General features: G+C 64.8%; 15 protein-coding genes. 12 read left to right on the forward strand and 3 right to left on the reverse strand.

Annotation, left to right across the window (positions count from 1 at the left end):
* The first annotated feature begins 79 nt into the window (after positions 1-79).
* The gene (locus FME97_RS08295; RefSeq protein WP_179954802.1) at positions 80-1,204 is read left to right on the forward strand and encodes an acyltransferase family protein; all 1,125 of its coding nucleotides are present in this window, start codon (positions 80-82) and stop codon (positions 1,202-1,204) included.
* Positions 1,205-1,216: 12 nt separating this feature from the next.
* Here the strand turns inward: FME97_RS08295 and FME97_RS08300 are convergent, their stop codons facing one another.
* Positions 1,217-1,714 (reverse strand): GNAT family N-acetyltransferase, encoded by a 498-nt coding sequence (locus FME97_RS08300; protein WP_141428903.1) that lies wholly within the window; start codon positions 1,712-1,714, stop codon positions 1,217-1,219.
* A 372-nt stretch (positions 1,715-2,086) separates the two neighbouring features.
* On the opposite strand from FME97_RS08300, the gene FME97_RS08305 reads away from it, so the two are divergent.
* Together FME97_RS08305 and FME97_RS08310 are read left to right on the forward strand one after the other, a co-directional pair.
* Complete coding sequence (locus tag FME97_RS08305) at positions 2,087-3,343, forward strand: aspartate kinase (RefSeq protein ID WP_141428905.1); 1,257 nt, start codon at positions 2,087-2,089, stop codon at positions 3,341-3,343.
* A gap of 7 nt (positions 3,344-3,350) precedes the next feature.
* The gene (locus tag FME97_RS08310; protein WP_141428907.1) at positions 3,351-4,433 is read left to right on the forward strand and encodes a 6-bladed beta-propeller; all 1,083 of its coding nucleotides are present in this window, start codon (positions 3,351-3,353) and stop codon (positions 4,431-4,433) included.
* 118 nt (positions 4,434-4,551) lie between these two features.
* Here the strand turns inward: FME97_RS08310 and FME97_RS08315 are convergent, their stop codons facing one another.
* Positions 4,552-5,649, reverse strand: a complete 1,098-nt coding sequence (locus tag FME97_RS08315) for a DUF4435 domain-containing protein (protein WP_141428909.1) — start codon at positions 5,647-5,649, stop codon at positions 4,552-4,554.
* 86 nt (positions 5,650-5,735) lie between these two features.
* Here FME97_RS08315 and FME97_RS08320 point away from each other — a divergent pair, with 86 nt between their 5' ends.
* The 5 genes from FME97_RS08320 (at position 5,736) to FME97_RS08340 (ending at position 13,266) form a co-directional block, all read left to right on the forward strand.
* Entirely contained in the window at positions 5,736-6,083 is a 348-nt protein-coding gene (locus FME97_RS08320; protein ID WP_141428911.1) for a translation initiation factor, read from the forward strand.
* On the forward strand, positions 6,084-9,038 hold the full coding sequence (locus tag FME97_RS08325; RefSeq protein ID WP_232522856.1) for a BamA/TamA family outer membrane protein: 2,955 nt from the start codon (positions 6,084-6,086) through the stop codon (positions 9,036-9,038).
* A 33-nt stretch (positions 9,039-9,071) separates the two neighbouring features.
* Positions 9,072-11,489, forward strand: coding sequence for a transglycosylase domain-containing protein (locus tag FME97_RS08330; RefSeq protein ID WP_141428913.1), 2,418 nt, complete (start codon positions 9,072-9,074; stop codon positions 11,487-11,489).
* Between the two features lie 142 nt (positions 11,490-11,631).
* Entirely contained in the window at positions 11,632-12,624 is a 993-nt protein-coding gene (locus FME97_RS08335; protein ID WP_141428915.1) for an aspartate-semialdehyde dehydrogenase, read from the forward strand.
* 123 nt (positions 12,625-12,747) lie between these two features.
* Positions 12,748-13,266, forward strand: a complete 519-nt coding sequence (locus FME97_RS08340) for a hypothetical protein (RefSeq protein WP_141428916.1) — start codon at positions 12,748-12,750, stop codon at positions 13,264-13,266.
* Positions 13,267-13,352: 86 nt separating this feature from the next.
* Here FME97_RS08340 and FME97_RS08345 read toward each other — a convergent pair whose 3' ends face one another.
* Complete coding sequence (locus FME97_RS08345; protein WP_141428917.1) at positions 13,353-14,729, reverse strand: tryptophanase; 1,377 nt, start codon at positions 14,727-14,729, stop codon at positions 13,353-13,355.
* A gap of 427 nt (positions 14,730-15,156) precedes the next feature.
* On the opposite strand from FME97_RS08345, the gene FME97_RS08350 reads away from it, so the two are divergent.
* From FME97_RS08350 to FME97_RS08365, 4 genes are all read left to right on the forward strand, one after another.
* A complete protein-coding gene (locus tag FME97_RS08350) occupies positions 15,157-15,519 on the forward strand; it encodes a hypothetical protein (RefSeq protein ID WP_141428919.1) in 363 nt (120 codons plus the stop codon).
* A 113-nt stretch (positions 15,520-15,632) separates the two neighbouring features.
* The gene (locus tag FME97_RS08355) at positions 15,633-15,983 is read left to right on the forward strand and encodes an NADH-quinone oxidoreductase subunit A (RefSeq protein ID WP_141428921.1); all 351 of its coding nucleotides are present in this window, start codon (positions 15,633-15,635) and stop codon (positions 15,981-15,983) included.
* Complete coding sequence (locus tag FME97_RS08360; RefSeq protein WP_141428923.1) at positions 15,974-16,627, forward strand: NADH-quinone oxidoreductase subunit B; 654 nt, start codon at positions 15,974-15,976, stop codon at positions 16,625-16,627. Before FME97_RS08355 ends, FME97_RS08360 begins: the two co-directional genes overlap by 10 nt.
* Positions 16,624-18,243, forward strand: coding sequence for an NADH-quinone oxidoreductase subunit D-related protein (locus FME97_RS08365; RefSeq protein WP_141428925.1), 1,620 nt, complete (start codon positions 16,624-16,626; stop codon positions 18,241-18,243). The genes FME97_RS08360 and FME97_RS08365 overlap by 4 nt, the downstream gene beginning before the upstream one ends.
* Positions 18,244-18,251 lie beyond the last annotated feature (8 nt).

The following is an 18,251-nucleotide window of genomic DNA, read 5'->3' on the forward strand; positions in this document are numbered from 1 at the left end:
GGACTGTCGGAGAAGCCGCATTTTTTCTATCTTTGCCCCCGAATTTCCCCACGTAAAACCCTAACCGACCGATATCCGCATGTCCCGTATCTCCGCCGCCGCGTTCTCCGACACGAAACCCCACTACGATCTGCTCGACGGATTGCGCGGGGTCGCGGCCCTCACGGTGGTCTGTTTCCACCTGTTCGAAGCCTATGCCACGAGCCACCTGGACCAGCGCATCAACCACGGCTACCTGGCCGTCGATTTCTTCTTCATCCTCTCGGGCTTCGTCGTGGGGTACGCCTACGACGACCGCTGGACGAAGATGACCGTCAGGGAGTTCCTCACGAGGCGGCTCGTCCGCCTGCAACCGATGGTCGTCATCGGGGCGCTGATCGGCGCCGTCATGTTCTACACGCAGGGCTGTCCGGTCTGGGACGTTTCGGCGGTCCCGGTGGCGATGCTGCTCGTGGCGACGCTGATGAACGCCTTCATGATCCCTGCGACGCCCGGTGCGGAGATCCGCGGCGTGGGCGAGATGTATCCGCTCAACGGCCCCGCGTGGTCGCTCTTCTTCGAATATATAGGCAATGTGCTCTACGCGCTGTTCATCCGCCGGCTGTCCACCCGCGCGCTTGCCGTGCTGGTCGCCGCGGCGGGTTGCGGGCTTGCCGCCTTCTCCGTCTGGGGGCCGCTGGGGGACATCTGCGTCGGGTTCTCGCTGACCGGGGAGAACATCGTCGGCGGTTCGCTGCGGCTGCTGTTCGCCTTTCCGGCGGGCCTGCTGCTCTCCCGCGTGTTCCGTCCGGTCCGGGTCCGCGGGGCGTTCTGGATCGGCACGCTGGCCGTCGTCGCCCTCGCGTCCGTGCCGCGGATCGGAGGAAGCGAACACCTGTGGATGAACGGCGTGTACGACGCTTTGTGCGCCGTCGTCCTCTTCCCGCTGATCGTCTGGATCGGGGCTTCGGGAAAGACCACGGACCGCGTGACTTCGCGCATCTGCAAATTCCTGGGGGACATTTCCTATCCGCTCTACATGGTGCACTATCCCTTCATCTACCTCTACTACGCCTGGGTCAAGAACGAGAACCTGACCTTCGGACAATCGCTGCCCGGGGCCGCGGCGCTCGTCGCGGGTTCCGTCGCGCTGGCCTGGCTCTGCCTGAGGTTTTACGACGAACCCGTGCGGCGCTTCCTCTCGAAGCGGCTGCTGCGGCAATGACGGCCGGAGCGGTCACCTCCGTCCCGTGTACTCCATGGCATAGAGGTCGAATCCTTCGGCCCAGTAGTCCCTGCGCACCTCCCGCAGGACGAACCCCCGTTTTTCGTAGAACCGGTGGGCCTGTCGCGACGTCCGGACGGTGATGCGGCGTATGCCGCCGAGGGATTCGAGCTTTTCGATCCGGTATTCGAGCAGCCGGGTCCCCAGCGACCGGCCCTGCCAGGCGGGATGGACGATGTCCCAGCTGATCTTTGCGGTGGTTCCGCCGTCGGCGAAGTTGATTCCGCCGCACCCTGCGATCGTGCCGTTTGCGAGCAGGACGTAGTAGAGCTCCCTCCGGTGTTCAAGGTATTCGTCCAGATCGGCCTCTTCGGCCGGGGCGAAACTGGCGGGGGTGTTGAGCCGGATGAGGCGCAGTACGTCCGCTTTGTCTGCGGGCGTGTATTCCCGGATGACGACCGGGTCGGGCCGTCCGGCGGCGTGCGGATGATTCGGGGTTCGGGTGTCCATACGGCAAAGATACGGATAATCGGGGACGATCCGCCGTCGCGGGACGGATTTCCTGCGGAGAGGACCTTCCGGCCGCGTACCCGCCGCATGCCGCGCTCCGTCCGTCGGTTCCCGGGGCGGATTTCCGGACGGAACGTTCGGCGGGGCCGGTTCCGGGAGCAGACCCGGGCCGCCGCGGCGGCAAAAGGGGCCGCGGGGCGAAAAAATGCGGCGGCATGCTCCCGGTCCGCATTATTTTTCGTATTTTTGCACCGATTCGGGATGCCCGCCGGACCGTGTGCGGCGGAGCCGTGTGCCGGGCGTTTTGCCTTCCGTGCGCGGCCGGGCGTTCCGGACACCGGATTTTCGAACGACAAAGCCCTTTTACAGATCATGAAAGTATATAAATTCGGCGGCGCTTCGGTCCGCAATGCCGACGGCGTGCGGAACCTGCGCAAGATCATCGACGACGAACAGAACCTCTTCATCATCGTTTCGGCGATGGGAAAGACGACCAATGCGCTGGAACGCGTGTTCGGTGCCGTGCAGCGGCACGATCCGCAGGCGGCCGGGGACGAGATCGCCTCGCTGCGCGAGTACCATGCCGCGATCATCGACGAATTGTGGCACGGTCCCAAACGGCTGGAGGCGGTCGAGCGGCTCTTCGGCGAGCTGGAGCGCGTGGCGGCCGGCGAGGGCTACGATCCCCGCGATGCGGAGTTGTGGTACGATACGATCGTGGCCTTCGGCGAGCTGGTCTCGACGACGATCATCTCCGAATACCTCAATTACGCCGGGGTGGCGAACCGCTGGATCGACATGCGCCGCTGCCTGCGCACCGAGCAGCGGCACAAGGACGCCGGCGTCGATCTGGCGGCGTCCGAAGCGTTGCTGAAAGGGGCGCTGGAGGGGTGTGCGGAGCGGATTTTCGTCGGGCAGGGCTTCATCGGCGGCGCGCCCGACGGTACGACGACGACGCTCGGCCGCGAAGGCTCGGACTACTCGGCCGCCGTGGTGGCCAATCTGCTCGACGCCGAGTCGATGTCGGTGTGGAAGGATGTGGACGGCGTGCTGAACGCCGACCCGAAGATCTTCCCCGACGCCGTGCAGATCGCCGAACTGAACTACCTCGATACGATCGAACTGGCTTACAGCGGCGCGCAGATCATACACCCGAAGACGATCAAGCCGCTGCAAAACAAGAACATTCCGCTCTATGTGCGGCCTTTCGGCGACAAGCGCAAGCCGGGTACGGTCATCCGCGGCATGTCGGCGCCGGTGGACGTGCCGATCCTGATTCTCAAGAAAGACCAGGTGCTGCTGACGATCCGTTCGCGCGACTTCTCGTTCGTGCTCGAGGAGAAGTTCGCCACGATCTTCTCGCTGCTCGAGCGTTTTCGCGTGAAGACCAATCTGATCCACAATTCGGCGGTCAATCTGAGCCTCTGCGTCGATAATTCGTGGCATATCGACGAGGCGGTCGGGGCGCTGCGCGAGGCGGGTTTCGACGTGATGAAGGCCGAGCGGATGGAGTTGCTGACCGTGCGCGGCTACACTCCCGAATTGTGGCGGCGTTACGCCGTCGGGCCGCAGGTTTTCGTCCGGCAGGCTACGCAGGCCACGGTGCGCATCGTGCGGAAACGCGAATAGGCGGATTATGAAACGCGGGACGTTGCGCGGTCTGTTGCTTGCTTCGCTGATCCGGGCCTTTTCCCTTGCCGGCTGTTCGGACGGCGGTCGGACAGACGACGGGCGGACGGTGTACGCCTTTGCCGAGCGGGACACGATCGCCCTTTCCGAGCTTTTCGGGACGCGCGGGGTGCGGCGCGTGCGGCTGCACGCGCCGGACAACGTGCCGGCTGCCGCGGAGGGGTCGATCCTGCGCCTGGCCGGCGGCCGTCCGGTCGTGTGCGAACCGTTCGGAGCGGGACAGGGCGTCTGGCTCTTCGGCGAAGACGGCCGCTACATCGGCCCCGTGGGACGGGTCGGGCGCGGTCCGGGAGAGTATGTCGTTCCGATGAATGCGCTCGTAAGTCCCGGAGCGGATACCTTGTATGTCCTCGACGGTGCCACGCGCCGGATACTGACCTATTCGCTTCCCGAACGGACTTTCTGCGGAGACAGACCCTGGCCGTTCGACGCGCTGTTCACCCATATCGACCGTGCCGGAAACTTCGTGTGGTACGTCTCCGCGGCGGGCCGGAATGCGGAGCGGTTCGAAACGCTCGTTGTGACGCGTCCCGACGGGACGCTGCTCGGGCAGGCGACGCCCGTGGAGCAACTGGACCGTTACAGCGGGGCGTGGCAGGTGCTGACCCTTTTCCATGATGCGCCCGGCGGGGTGATGGCCCACCACCAGTTCCAGCCCGAATTTTTCTCCGCTCCCGGAGGCGAACCCCGGATCGGCGAGCTGCGGTTCGAGAACCACGCCTTCGCTCCCGCCTCCTATGCGTGGGACCGGGCGGATTTCCGGGAGGCGTGGCGGAAATCCCCCTTCGTGCAGTATTACGACCTGCTCGAGACCGCCGACCGGATGTACGTGCGCTTCGGTGCCGGAGAGAAACGCTATTTCGGCGTTTACGACAAGTCGCGGGGCAGGGGCGTTTACTGCGAGGCGTCGCGCATCGGCGACGATCTGGGACTGGGCGGCGTTCCGTGGATGAGCGGCGTGGACGGCGACCGTTTCTTCGGCCGGGCGACCGATCCCGAAACGATGGCCTCGGAGGTGGTCTGGCTGTAAGCGGCGGTCTGCAACGACGTTGCCGCACGGGCGCTCTTCCTCAGGGAGGAGCGCCCGCCTCATTCCGGGAGAAGGAGACGATGCCGGCGATCCCGGCGTGTCCGGGTCCGGCGGGGCGTCACTGCCCCTGCCGCAGGTTGTGGAGAATGGCGACGACCGACTGGTCGCGGATTTCGCCCCGGCGGCGCATTTCGAAGATCGTGCGGACGATATAGCGTTCGATGTCGCGCTGGAGGCGGCGGTAGAGCGGGCATTTGGTGTAGTTCTCGTTGTCGAGCAGCACGTCGCGGATCGACCGCAGCGAGTTGGTGTAGTTCGCCATTTCGTTCTTGAGCGCCACGCCCCGTTTCTCGGAGGCGGTGATGCGGGCGATGGACATCTGCCGCAGTTTTTCGCACACGGTGTTCAGCAACACGAGCACCACGTTGTCCATGAGCGTGTGCCCGTGCATGAAAAGGTAGGTGTTCTCGGGCTTCAGCCCGCGGCTGCGGAGCTGCTCCTCGAACTCCCGCATCGGTTCGATCATCCGCGCGTTGCGCTGTTGCAGCAGGCGTTCGCGCTTCTCGACGTTGCGGCGGAGCCAGGCGAGCGTCCGTGCGCCGTTCTCCTCGAGGTCGAGGTAGCCTATGCGCACCGACTGCTTGAAATCCACGAGCGGGAAGACGTTTTCCGAGGCCAGCTGCGCCGAGAAGGCGTACCAGAGGAACAGCGGGTAGATCGTGCACGAGTACTCGTGCATGAAGCGCACGAAGTCGAAGATGTGCGTGTCGTTCTTGGTGGCCTTCACGCAGACGTTGTGCAGCGACGGGGCGTAGCAGAGGTAGTTCTCGGTGGCATAGGCGTAGGTGTGGAACATGTAGCGGGCGCCGTTCACCTCCTTCGACTGGTCGGTGCGTCCGGCGAAGAGGTAGTCGAAGTCCGAATCGACGCACAGCAGCAGCTCCTCCGACGAACGGGGAACCATCCCCAGCAGCACCTTCTTGCCTTTCGGCAGGTCGCCGCGGTCGGGGACCGAGATTTCGAAACGCAGGTAGGGATTCTGGAAATGGTCGAAGATGCCGCGCCAGAAAGCCACGTCCTCGTAGCCTTCGACGTACACCCGCACGAGCCGCTGGTCGGGGTCGGCCGGGAGCGGCTGCGGCAGGTCGCCGGCCGTCCCGCGTCGCCGGGCGAAGGGGTTGAGCGTGCGGAGTTTTTCTCGAATCTTGCCAGCCATACGTCCCAAAGATAAATATTTTCGTATTTTTGCGCAAAATAACGGCGCCGATTCGGCGTTTTATTCCTACTTTTCGAACAACGGATATGGCGGACAACGATTGGAAATCGCGGCTCGGGATGGTCTATTCGACCGATCCCGATTTCGAATACAGGACCGACGAGCGGCCCGAGACCGAGACGCTCCCTCCGGCGCGGCAGCAGTTGCGCGTGTGGCTCGACCGCAGGCAGCGGGCGGGCAAGGTCGTGACGCTCGTGCGGGGCTTCGTGGGCCGCGGGGCCGATCTGGCCGACCTGGCGCGCCTGCTCAAGACCCGCTGCGGCGTGGGCGGCGCGGCCAAGGAGGGCGAGATCGTCATTCAGGGCGACCACCGCGACCGCGTCGTGGAGATACTCACCAAAGCCGGCTACGGCTGTAAAAAAGCGGGGTCGTAGGTGAAACGGGGGTGGCTTCTCGCGCTGGCGGCGGCGTGCGTCCTGGGCGGCGTGCGGCGTGCGGCGGCGCAATATTACACGTGGGGTGCGGACGCTCCGATGAAATGGTCCGCGATCCGCACGCCGGACGTGCGGATGATCTATCCCGACACGGCGTCGGGGCTGGCCGCGCGCACGCTCCACTACATCCGCTCCGTGCAGCCCTCGATCGGCTACGGATTCCGCCACGGTCCGATGCGGATTCCCTTCGTGATGCATCCCGAGAATTTCCAGTCGAACGGACTGGTCATGTACCTTCCCAAGCGCGTGGAGTTCCTCTCTTCGCCGGCCATCGACTCCTATTCGATGCCGTGGTACAAGCAGCTCGTGGCCCACGAGTACCGCCACGCCGTGCAGTACAACAACCTCGACCGGGGGCTGATCCGCGTGCTGAGCCGCCTGCTGGGACAGCAGGGTTCGACCGTGGGGCTGCTTTTCATGCCCCTCTGGGCGCTGGAGGGCGATGCGGTGATGTCCGAAACGATGATGTCCTCCTACGGCCGTGGCCTGCAGCCGTCGTTCACGATGGCCTACCGGGCGATGGGCCGCGTGGGACGCAACCGGCGGGACACGCGCGACCGCCGCAATACGGACAAGTGGTTCTGCGGTTCCTACCGCGACTACATTCCCGACCACTACGAGCTGGGCTACCAGCTCTGCTCCTATGCCTACGACCGCTACGGGGAGAATGTCTGGGACAAGGTGGCGTGGTACGGTTCGCGCAATCCCTACGTGATTCTGACGACGCACGCCGCGCTGCGGAAATATTATCGCACGAGCGTCGGCGAGCTGTTCCGCGAGACGTTCGACGATCTGGAGCGGTTCTGGGATTCGCTCCCGGAGAGCGGGGACAGCGCCTCGACGCTCACGCCGCTTCCCGAGGGCAACCATACGACCTACCAGTGGCCGCTGCCGCTGGGCGATACGGCGGTGCTGGCGTTGAAGACCGATTTCGACCGCTCGACGCGCTTCGTGCGGATCGACCGCCGCACGGGCCGGGAGCGGACCGTCTGCCGCACGGGGATGGTCTCGACGCGGCCGACGATGGCCGGCGGCCGCGTGTGGTGGACCGAATACCGCCGTTCGCTGCTCTTCGAACAGCGGGTCAATTCGCAGCTCTGTTACATGGACATCGCCGACGGGCGTCCCCGCACGGCCGTGGGATACCGCAGGGCGCTCTATCCCACGGCGGCGGACGGGGCGCTGGGGTGGATCGAGTACGCCCCCGACGGCCGTTACACGGTCGTCGTCGAACGGGACGGCGCGCCGGAGGAGCGCTTCGAAGCGCCCGAAGGGAAGGAGCTGCACGGGCTGGCGTGGGACGACCGCACGGTGGCGTGGTACGTGCTGGTGACCGACGACGAGGGCATGTGGCTCGGGCGGATCGACGCCGAGGGGCTGCATCCCGTGACGCGGGGCGCCCGGATCACGCTGTCGGACCTGCGGGCCGGTGGCGGGAAGCTCTATTTCGGGTCGATCGCCTCGGGCAAGGACGAGGCGCACTGCTACGACCTCGTCGCCCGCCGCGAGTACCGTCTCACCGCCTCCGAATACGGCTCGTTCGACCCCGCGCCGGCGGGCGGACGGCTGCTCGTGACGACCTACGACAGGCTGGGCTACCGCGTGGCGGAGCAGGCGGCCGATTCGCTGCTCGTGCCCGTTGCGCCGTCGGCGCTTCCGGTCGATCTGGTCAATCCGCCGCGCAGGCGCTGGGCGGTGGTGAATCTCGACACGGTGCGCTTCACGCCGGCCGATTCGGTGCGGCAAGGGGAGCGGTTCCGCGCGAAGCGTTACAGGAAGGGACCGAACCTGGTGAACGTACACAGTTGGATGCCGCTGGCATTCAATCCGTTCGCGGCCGTGGACGAGCACGTGATCGACCTCAATCTGGGCTTTACGCTCATGTCGCAGAACCTGCTGTCGAGCGCCGAAGCCTACGCCTCCTACGGCTGGAACCGCAGCGAAGGGTCGCTCGTCAAGCTCGGCGTGCGCTATTTCGGGTTGGGACTCCGCTTCGACCTGGACGTGTCGTACGGAGGCAACCAGCTCTTCTATTCGCTCGCCTCGTACGACCCGGTGACCGGGAATCCGGTCTATCAGTCGCAGCCCGCGCCCGACCGGTACTATTCGGTGGGGCTTTCGGCCACGCTGCCGCTCTATTTCCAGCGCGGCTACCATACGCGGCAGCTCTCGCTCTCGGCCGGGTGGAACTATTCGAACGGCATGGTGGCCGACCTGAACAAGATCGAGTGGGAGAACGGCAGCATCCATAACATCCAGCGCATCGGCTTCAACGAGGGGCTGCACAAACTTTCGTTCGGGGCCGGATTCTCGGACCAGGTGCGCCTTGCGCACCGCGACTTCGCGCCCCGCTGGGGATATGCGCTCAACGCCTCCTACACGTTCGATCCGGCCAATGCCGACTTCAGCAACCTCGTCTCGTTCTACGGACAGAGCTACCTGCCGGGTTTCGCGCCGCACCATTCGGTGCTGCTGGCGGCGACGTACCAGACTTCGGTGGGCGGTTACAAGTTCCCGGCGGGGTATGCGCCGCTCAGCTACAAGTCCACGCGGCTCATTCCGCACGGCTTCACCTCGTCGGAGATCGTTTCGAACGACTATACGGCTCTTTCGCTCGATTACCAGTTGCCGGTGTGGTATCCCGAGGGCGGCATCGGTTCGGTGCTCTACTTCAAGCGCATCCGCCTGAACGCGGGGGGCGACTACGCGCAGTTCCGCCGCCCGGCGGGCAGCGGAATGGAGTGGCGGCGCATCTGGTCCGTGGGTGGCGATCTGATCTTCGACTTCAATGCGTTCCGGCAGCCCGCTTCGGCTACCTCGACCTTCAAACTCTCCTGTTACCGGCCCTCGACCGGCGGCGTGTGGATTGCCGGTTCGCTGGGACTTCCGTTCTGATTTTTTTCGTACCTTTGCCCAAAATTCCGTCCTATGTCACAACCGAAGAAGCGGGGCGTCAGCCCGAAGACGATAAAATGGATCTGGTGCGCGGCCTTCGCGCCCTTCGCGCTGGTGGCCGTGATGCTGCTGCTCACGGCGCTGGGAACTTTCGGCCGCATTCCGTCGTTCGAGGAGCTGGAGAACCCGCGCAGCAACCTCGCCACGGAGGTCTATTCGGAGGACGGCAAGGTGATCGGCACGTTCTTCGTGCAGAACCGCTCCTATGTGCAGTATGCCGACCTGTTCCCCTCCGATTCGACGCTCCGTATCCGGCTCGACGGACGGGAGGTGCCGCCCATCGTCGCGGCGCTGATCTCCACGGAGGACGTGCGCTTCCGCAACCATTCGGGCATCGACATCCCCTCGCTGGCGCGCGTGGCGGTGAAGACCCTGCTGTTGCAGAACACCTCGCAGGGCGGCGGTTCGACGATCACGCAGCAGTTGGCCAAGAACCTCTTCCCGCGCGACACGGCCCGCAACCGGGGCCGCATCGCACGCACGGCGAAACTCGTGACGTCGAAATTCAAGGAGTGGATCACGGCGCTCAAGCTCGAATACAACTACACGAAGGAGGAGATCGCCGCCATGTACCTCAATACGGTGGAGTACGGTTCGAACGCCTACGGCATCAAGTCGGCGGCGCACACCTTCTTCAACAAGGAGCCCGACGAGCTGAACGTGCAGGAGGCCGCCGTGCTGGTGGGCGTGGTGAACGCCCCGACGCGCTACTCCCCCCTGCGCAACTACGACAACGCCGTGGCGCGCCGCAACCTGGTGCTCTCGCGCATGGCGAAGGCCGGGGCGCTCACGCGCAAACAGTGCGATTCGATTTCGGCGCTGCCGATCGTGCTCAACTTCAACCCCGTGTCGCACAATGCCGGCACGGCGACCTATTTCCGCGAGATGCTGCGGCTGGTGATGAACGCCGAGCGGCCGCGCCGCAACCAGTTCTACACCGAGTGGGACTACGACGAGGCGGTCCGGGAGTACGAGAACAACCCGATCTACGGCTGGTGTCACAAGAACCGCAAGGCCGACGGCAAACCCTACGACATCTACCGCGACGGACTGAAGATCTACACCACGATCGACTCCCGGATGCAGGCCTACGCCGAGCAGGCCGTGCAGCGGCAGCTCGAGAAGGTGATCCAGCCCGGCATGGACCGGCAGTACCGCCAGACGCGGAGCATCTTCGTGGATGCCACGCGCGAGGAGCGCGAGCGGATCATGCGGCAGGCCGTCCGCTATTCGGACCGTTACCGCGAAATGAAGAGCGCGGGCTTCAGCGCGAAGGAGATCGAAGCGTCGTTCGACAAGCCGTGCCGGATGAAGATCTTCACCTACGGGGGCGACCGCGATACGCTGATGACCCCGCGCGACTCGATCCTGCACCACAAGGGGATCATGCGTGCCGCGATGGTGTCGGTGGACCCCCGCACAGGGCATGTGAAGGCGTACGTGGGCGGTCCGAATTTCCGCTATTTCAAGTACGACATGGCCAAGCAGGGCAAGCGGCAGATCGGCTCGGCGATCAAACCCTTCGTCTATACCTTCGCCATCGACCACCTCGGGCTGACGCCCTGCACGATGGTCCCGAACCTGCCCGTCACGATCGAGACGGCCAACGGAACGGCCTGGTCGCCGAAAGAGGCCGGGAAGGTCGTTTACGACGGTGTGCCCCATCCGCTCAAATGGGGCCTCGCGCGCAGCCGCAACAACTACTCGGCGTGGATCATGAAGCAGGCCAAGCAGCCGGCCGCCGTGGCCGACTTCATCCACAACATGGGCATCCGCAGTTTCATCGACCCCGTGCCGGCGCTGTGCCTCGGCTCGTCGGAGTCGAACGTCTTCGAGCTGGCGAGCGCCTTCTCGACCTTCGCCAACGAGGGCGTGCACACCGACCCGATCTTCGTGACGCGCATCGAGGACAGGCAGGGCAACCTCATCGCCAGCTTCATTCCCCAGTCGCAGGACGCCGTGAGCGAACGCACGGCCTACACGATGCTCACCATGCTGCAAGGCGTGGTCAATTCCGGAACGGCGGGCCGCCTGAAGTGGCAGTTCGGCTTCGAGGACATGGAGATCGGCGGCAAGACCGGTACGTCGAACAAGAACCGCGACGCGTGGTTCGTCTGCGTGGCGCCGAAGCTCGTGACGAGTGCGTGGGTCGGCGGCGAGGACCAGTCGGTGCACCGCATTTCGGGCGGCGAGGGCAGCGTGATGGCGCTGCCGATCGTCGGGGAGTTCATGAAGTCGGTTTACGGCGACGGCCGTCTGGGCATCAGCCGCGAGGACAAGTTCGCACGGCCGACGCTGATGCCGCGCTACGACTGCGACGAGCAGCCGGAAGGCGCGGACGAGCGCGCTTCGGAGACGGGGATCGCCGAGGACGACGCCTTCTTCGATTGATGCGTCCCGGCCGCTTTCGGGAAATCGCACGGCCGGAACACCCCTTCCTCGGGGGAAGGGGCGGCCCGGACTGCGGCGGAGAGGTCCGGTTCCGGGCGGATGACGGATATTGTTGTACCATGTAAAGTAAATACGCAAGACTATGAAAATCGCAATCGTGGGCGCCAGCGGCGCCGTGGGCCAGGAGTTCCTGAAGATTCTCGGGGAGCGGCCGCTGCCGATCGACGAGTTGCTGCTGTTCGGATCGCAGCGCAGCGCGGGACGCACCTACCGGTTCCGGGGACGGGACCTGACGGTGAGGTTGTTGCAGCACAACGACGATTTCCGCGGCGTGGATTTCGCCCTCACGTCGGCCGGGGCCGGCACGTCGCGCGAGTTCGCCGCGACGATCACGAAGCACGGCGCCGTGATGATCGACAATTCGAGCGCGTTCCGCATGGACGCCGACGTGCCGCTGGTCGTACCGGAGGTCAATCCCGGGGATGCGAAGAACGCCCCGCGGCGGATCATCGCCAACCCCAACTGCACGACGATCCAGATGGTCGTGGCGCTGAACGCCATCGAGCGCCTTTCGCACATTACGCGCGTGCATGTCTCCACCTACCAGTCGGCCAGCGGCGCCGGGGCGGCGGCCATGGACGAGCTGGTGCGGCAGTACGCCGAGCTGGGGGCCGGCAGGGAGGCGACGGTGGAGAAGTTCGCCTTCCAGCTCGCCTACAACGTCATTCCGCATATCGACGTCTTCACGGAGAACGACTATACGAAGGAGGAGATGAAGATGTTCCACGAGACGCGCAAGATCATGCACTCGGACATTCGCGTGTCGGCCACGTGCGTGCGCGTTCCGGTGATGCGGGCGCACTCGGAGAGCGTCTGGCTCGAGACCGAGCGTCCCGTTTCGGTGGAGGAGGCCCGCGAGGCTTTCGCGGCGGCTCCGGGTGTGGTGCTGATGGACGACCCGGCGCGGAAAAGCTATCCCATGCCGCTGTTCGCCGCCGGCAAGGATCCCGTCTATGTGGGACGTATCCGGCGGGACCTGACAGCGGACAACGGCCTTGCGTTCTGGTGCGTGAGCGACCAGATCAAGAAAGGCGCGGCGCTCAACGCCGTGCAGATTCTCGAGACGCTGCTCTGACGCCTTGCGGCGGCTGACGGTCCGGTCCGGGACGCCTGCGGGTGTTCCGGACCGATTTTTTCGGGGGGGGGGTAGATCCGGAAAATTTTTCGTATATTGGCTTCCGGACAAATGATTTGCAGGATGAACGAGGTATGGTTACGGCGGCTGCGGCGGCTCGAGGAGCTGCCCGGACCGGTTTGGGTGTTCGGAGCCTATGTGGTGGCGCGTGCCGCCCGGTGGGCGTTCGAGCGGAGCGTGATGCTTGTCAAGGGCAGTCTGGACTGGCAGACGCTCTGGGTCGAGGGACTGGTGCTGCTGGGGGTCCTTCTTCCCGTCGCGGTCTTGTGGCTGCTCGTGTCAGGCTCTTCCCGGGCGCTGTCGCTGGCCCGGTGGTACGCCGGATTGCGGGCCGTGTTGCACTTCGTTTCGTTGTTGTACCCGTTGGTCGTCGGCTACGGTCCCGAAACGGTAAGCGAGGTGGGGCACGAATTCCTGGCGCGGGGACTCGTCTCGGTTGCCGTGGGCTGCGGCCTTTGGTTCGTCTTTCTGCTCTATCTGGAACGGTCGTCGCGGCTGCGGGCCGTGCTGCCTGCCGGGCAGCGTCCGGCGCCGTGGTGGGCGGTCGCGGTGCTGCTCTGCGTGCTGCCTTTCGCGGGCTGATACCGTATCCGGAGCGTCCCCGGCATGAAACGACCGGGGCGGAACGCAGCCGCGTTTCCGCCCCGGTGCTTCTTTCGGGAGTGCCTTTAGATCTTCTCCAGCTCCACGGTGAAGTGGCGCAGGATGGGCGCTTCGAAGGAGATACGGTAGCCGGTCGTGATCGTGTGGCGCCGCTCGTAGATGTTGCGGCAGGCGGCGGCGATCACGCGGATGTGGTTGTCGGTGTATACGCGGCGCGGAATGGCCAGACGCAGCAGTTCGAGCGCGGGGTAACGGTTCTCGTGCGTCTCGGGGTCGCGGTCGGCGAGGATCGAGCCGATCTCCACGCCGCGGATGCCTGCTTCGAGGTAGAGCTCTACGGCCAGCGTCTGGGCGATGAACTGCTCCTTCGGCAGGTTGGGCAGCACCCGTTTCGCATCGACGAAGATGGCGTGGCCGCCGGCCGGCCGCTGGTACGGCACGCCGTACTCGTCGAGCAGGTCGCCCAGCAGCTTCACCTGCCGGATGCGGGCGTCGAGCTGTCCGAACTCCGTGTTTTCGTCCAGTCCCACGGCCAGCGCGTCCATGTCGCGGCCCGACATGCCGCCGTAGGTGACATAGCCTTCGAACATGATGCAGAAGGACATGGCCTTGCGGAACAGCTCTTCGGAACGCATCGCCACGAAGCCTCCCATGTTCACCACGCCGTCCTTCTTGGCCGAAATGGTCATGATGTCGGCGTACTGGTAGATTTCGCGCACGATCTCCTTGATCGACTTGTCGGCGTAGCCCTCCTCGCGGGTCTTGATGAAGTAGGCGTTCTCGGCGAAGCGGGCCGAGTCGATGAGCAGGGGCACGCCGTAACGGCGGCACACCTCGGCCGTCTCGCGGATGTTGCGCATCGACACGGGCTGTCCTCCGGCCGTGTTGTTGGTGATCGTCAGCACGACGCACGGAACCTTCTCGCGGGGATTCTCGCGCAGCACCTTTTCGAGCTTGGCGGTGTCCATCTCGCCCTTGAAGGGGATTTCGAGCTGCGTGTCGGCCGCGGCGTCGATGGTGCAGTCCACGGCGTGACAGCGGCGGTATTCGATATGTCCCTTCGTGGTGTCGAAATGGGAGTTGCCCGGCACGATGTCGCCCTCGCGGAGCAGCGCCGAGAAGATGACGTTCTCCGCCGCGCGGCCCTGATGCGTGGGCAGGAAGTGGGGCATGCCGAACAGCCGTTCGATCGTCTCCCGGAGCCGGAAGTAGGAGGAGGCTCCGGCGTAGCTCTCGTCGCCGGTCATCAAGGCGGCCCACTGGCGGTCCGACATCGAGCCGGTTCCCGAATCGGTCAGCAGGTCGATCGTCACCTGGTCCGAACGCAGCTTGAAGAGGTTGTAGTGCGCCTGGCGAATCCACGTCTCGCGCTCGGCGCGGGTCGAGGTCCGGATCGCCTCGGTCATCTTGATCCTGTAAGGTTCGCAATAGGGTAGTTCCATATCGGAAAGTTTTTTAGGTTATGGATTTGTGGTTTTACCCTCAAAAATACGAAAAATTTTCGAAAAAACGCCTGTCGCGGCTTTTAATTCGTTGTCGTCCCGCGGTTCCGCTTCGGATCGCCGGGCATCCCCGGTTTCGCCCCTGCGCCGGGTCGCCGTCCCGTTCTGCCGTGTCGCCCCGCCGCGCCGGTCCTCCGCGCTGCCGGGCCGAACGCGTTCCGGGACGCTCCGGAAACGGCCCGGCGATCGTTCGGTATGGGCGGGGTGGGCGATCCGGGGGCGGAACGTCCGTTTCCCGCGGTTTTGTCGGGTTTTCGGCGGATCGCGGCGGCGTCCGGAATCCTCCGGAGAATCTATTTTTTGGCCCCGTGTTGTTTTTTTTCGCCGAAAAACCGTATCTTCGCGGCGCGGAATCGTCATTCGCAGGATGTTGCTCAGAATTCAATATGCGCTGTTCGTGCTGCTCTTCGTGCTGTTGAGCGCCGTCGTGCCCGCCTCCGATGGGATGCGGGTGCGGGACGAGGCATGCGCCACGCTGTGCGAACAGCACGTGGTTCCCGTTCCGGCGCCCACCCGCTTCTGCTTCGCCACGGTCTGCTCCCTTCCGGACATGGCCGGGCTGCCCGATGCGGCCGGCGGATCGAAGTCTCCTGTGCGGATTCCCGCCGACGTCCGTCCGTCGGCCTGTGTGGCCGCCGCTTTCGGAACCCCGGTCGCCCTGCACGGCCCGGAGGTCCGTTTCCGCACGGTGGATTACTACGTCTTCTCGCTGGGGCATATTCTGATATAGCCCCGCCGACTGCGGCCCGTCCGGCGGGCCTGCCGGCTCCCGCGCACGGGAGCACCGCGGACCTCTTCCGGGGTCCGTCCGTACTACGGATAATTCTGTAAATTGGATTCGATATGTACTTCACGTTGTTGGTGGTCGTCATTCTTACGGCCATAGCGTTGGTGGCGGTGGCGCTGGGTATCGCCCGCGGCATCTCCCCCCGCTCGTACAACTCGCAGAAGGGCGAGGCGTACGAATGCGGCATCCCCACGCGCGGAAAGTCGTGGATGCAGTTCAAGGTGGGCTACTACCTGTTCGCCATCCTGTTCCTGATGTTCGACGTCGAGACGGTGTTCCTCTTCTCGTGGGCCGTGGTCGTGCAGGAGCTGGGCATGTACGGACTGGTGAGCATCCTCTTCTTCCTGTTGATACTGGTTTTGGGCCTGGCGTACGCCTGGCGGAAAGGAGCGTTGGAATGGAAATAAAGATGCCGGAAATCAAGTCGATGAAATACGAGGATTTCAACGACAACGAATACCTCGAGAAGATGGCGCGCGAGCTGCGTGAGAACGGCACGAACGTCGTCGTGGGGTGTCTGGACAACCTGATCGAGTGGGGGCGGAGCAACAGCCTCTGGCCGCTGACGTTCGCCACGAGCTGCTGCGGCATCGAGTTCATGGCCGTGGGCGCCGCGCGCTACGATTTCGCCCGGTTCGGGTTCGAAGTGGCCCGCGCCTCCCCGCGTCAGGCCGACTTCATCATGGTCGCCGGGACGATCACCCACAAGATGGCCCCGGTGCTCCGGCGGCTCTACGACCAGATGGCCGACCCGAAGTACGTGATCGCCGTGGGCGGCTGCGCCATCAGCGGCGGGCCGTTCAAGAAGTCGTATCACGTGGTGCAGGGCGTCGGCGAGATACTGCCCGTGGACGTCTATATTCCGGGTTGTCCGCCGCGTCCCGAGGCGATGCTCTACGGATTGATGCAGCTCCAGCGCAAGGTGCGCCTGCAACGCTTCTTCGGCGGCGTGAACCGCCAGATCAGCGAGAAGGAGTACGAGGAGCTGCTCCGGCGCGACCTCACGGCCGAAAAGAACGAGTTGAACGTGGAAGAAGGAGGAAAACGATGAATACGACCCTGAAAGAGAAGATTACGGCCTGGGAGCCCGCGGCCGTATGGAGCGAGGCGGGCGACGGCCTGTTCACCGTCCCGGCGGATCGGCTGCACGCCCTCGCGGCCCGGCTGAAGGAGGAGGGGTTCGACTTCCTGCGCAGCCTGACGGGCATGGACTGGGGCGAGGAGGGCCTCGGGACGGTTTACCACCTCGAAGCCACGCGCACGGGCGCGAACGTCGTGCTGCGGACGCTGACGGCGGACAGGGAGAACCCCGCGCTGCCGACGGTCTGCGATCTGTGGAAGGCCGCGGAGTTCAACGAGCGCGAGGCGTTCGACTACTTCGGCATCCGTTTCGTGAATCACCCCGACATGCGCCGTCTCTACCTGCGCGACGACTGGGTGGGCCACCCGCTGCGCAAGGACTACGACCCGGCGCTCAACCCGCTGCGGATGAGTAACGAGGTGGCCGAGGATACGGCCGAAAGTTTCGAGCTGACGCACGACGGAAGTTTCATCCGCCACCGCAAGCCGATTTTCGAGGAGGACGAGTACGTGATAAATATCGGTCCCCAGCACCCGGCGACGCACGGCGTGCTGCGTTTCCGCGTCGCGCTCGAAGGCGAGATCATCCGCAAGCTCGACGTGCACTGCGGCTACATCCACCGCGGTATCGAGAAGATGTGCGAGAGCCTGACCTATCCCCAGACGCTCGCCCTCACGGACCGGCTCGACTACCTCGGGGCCTCGCAGAACCGCCATGCGCTCTGCATGTGCATCGAGCGGGCGATGGGCGTCGAGGTGCCGGAGCGCGTGCAGTATATCCGGACGATCATGGACGAGTTGCAGCGCATCGACTCGCACCTGCTCTTCTTCTCGTGCCTCTGCATGGACATGGGCGCCCTGACGGCCTTTTTCTACGGATTCCGCGACCGCGAGAAGGTGCTCGACATCCTGGAGCAGACCACGGGCGGCCGCCTGATTCAGACCTACAACACCATCGGCGGCGTGCAGGCCGACATCCATCCCGACTTCGTGCGCAAGGTCAAGGAGCTGATCGCCTACCTGCGGCCCACGCTGCGCGAGTACCACGAGGTCTTCACGGGCAACGTCATCGCCCGGCAGCGGCTGGAGGGTACGGGCGTGCTCTCGCGCGAGGACGCCGTGTCGTTCGGCGCGACGGGCGGCACGGGCCGCGCCTCGGGCTGGGCCTGCGACGTGCGCAAGCGCCATCCCTATGCCATGTACGGCAAGGTGGACTTCGAGGAGGTGCTCTTCACGGAGGGCGACTGCTTCGCCCGCTACATGGTCCGCATGCGGGAGATCGAGCAGAGCATGCGCATCATCGAGCAGCTCATCGACAACATTCCCCAGGGGGAGTTCCGGCTGAAGATGAAGCCCGTGATCCGCATTCCCGAGGGCAGCTACTACACGGCCGTCGAGGGGAGCCGCGGCGAATTCGGCGTCTTCATCGAGAGCCGCGGCGACAAGTCTCCCTACCGCATGAAGTTCCGTTCGACGGGGCTGCCGCTCGTGTCGTGCATGGAGACCGTCGCGCGGGGAGCGAAGATCGCCGACCTGATCGCCATAGGCGGTACGGTCGATTACGTCGTTCCGGACATTGACCGTTAAACGCAAAA

Source organism: Alistipes dispar, from assembly GCF_006542685.1.
Classification (GTDB): Bacteria; Bacteroidota; Bacteroidia; order Bacteroidales; family Rikenellaceae; genus Alistipes; species Alistipes dispar.

Coding starts and splice junctions, on each gene's coding strand:
- FME97_RS08295 (WP_179954802.1), top strand. CDS start 80: ATGTCCCGTATCTCCGCCGCCGCGTTCTCCGACACGAAACCCCACTAC.
- FME97_RS08300 (WP_141428903.1), bottom strand. CDS start 1,714: ATGGACACCCGAACCCCGAATCATCCGCACGCCGCCGGACGGCCCGAC.
- FME97_RS08305 (WP_141428905.1), top strand. CDS start 2,087: ATGAAAGTATATAAATTCGGCGGCGCTTCGGTCCGCAATGCCGACGGC.
- FME97_RS08310 (WP_141428907.1), top strand. CDS start 3,351: ATGAAACGCGGGACGTTGCGCGGTCTGTTGCTTGCTTCGCTGATCCGG.
- FME97_RS08315 (WP_141428909.1), bottom strand. CDS start 5,649: ATGGCTGGCAAGATTCGAGAAAAACTCCGCACGCTCAACCCCTTCGCC.
- FME97_RS08320 (WP_141428911.1), top strand. CDS start 5,736: ATGGCGGACAACGATTGGAAATCGCGGCTCGGGATGGTCTATTCGACC.
- FME97_RS08330 (WP_141428913.1), top strand. CDS start 9,072: ATGTCACAACCGAAGAAGCGGGGCGTCAGCCCGAAGACGATAAAATGG.
- FME97_RS08335 (WP_141428915.1), top strand. CDS start 11,632: ATGAAAATCGCAATCGTGGGCGCCAGCGGCGCCGTGGGCCAGGAGTTC.
- FME97_RS08340 (WP_141428916.1), top strand. CDS start 12,748: ATGAACGAGGTATGGTTACGGCGGCTGCGGCGGCTCGAGGAGCTGCCC.
- FME97_RS08345 (WP_141428917.1), bottom strand. CDS start 14,729: ATGGAACTACCCTATTGCGAACCTTACAGGATCAAGATGACCGAGGCG.
- FME97_RS08350 (WP_141428919.1), top strand. CDS start 15,157: ATGTTGCTCAGAATTCAATATGCGCTGTTCGTGCTGCTCTTCGTGCTG.
- FME97_RS08355 (WP_141428921.1), top strand. CDS start 15,633: ATGTACTTCACGTTGTTGGTGGTCGTCATTCTTACGGCCATAGCGTTG.
- FME97_RS08360 (WP_141428923.1), top strand. CDS start 15,974: ATGGAAATAAAGATGCCGGAAATCAAGTCGATGAAATACGAGGATTTC.
- FME97_RS08365 (WP_141428925.1), top strand. CDS start 16,624: ATGAATACGACCCTGAAAGAGAAGATTACGGCCTGGGAGCCCGCGGCC.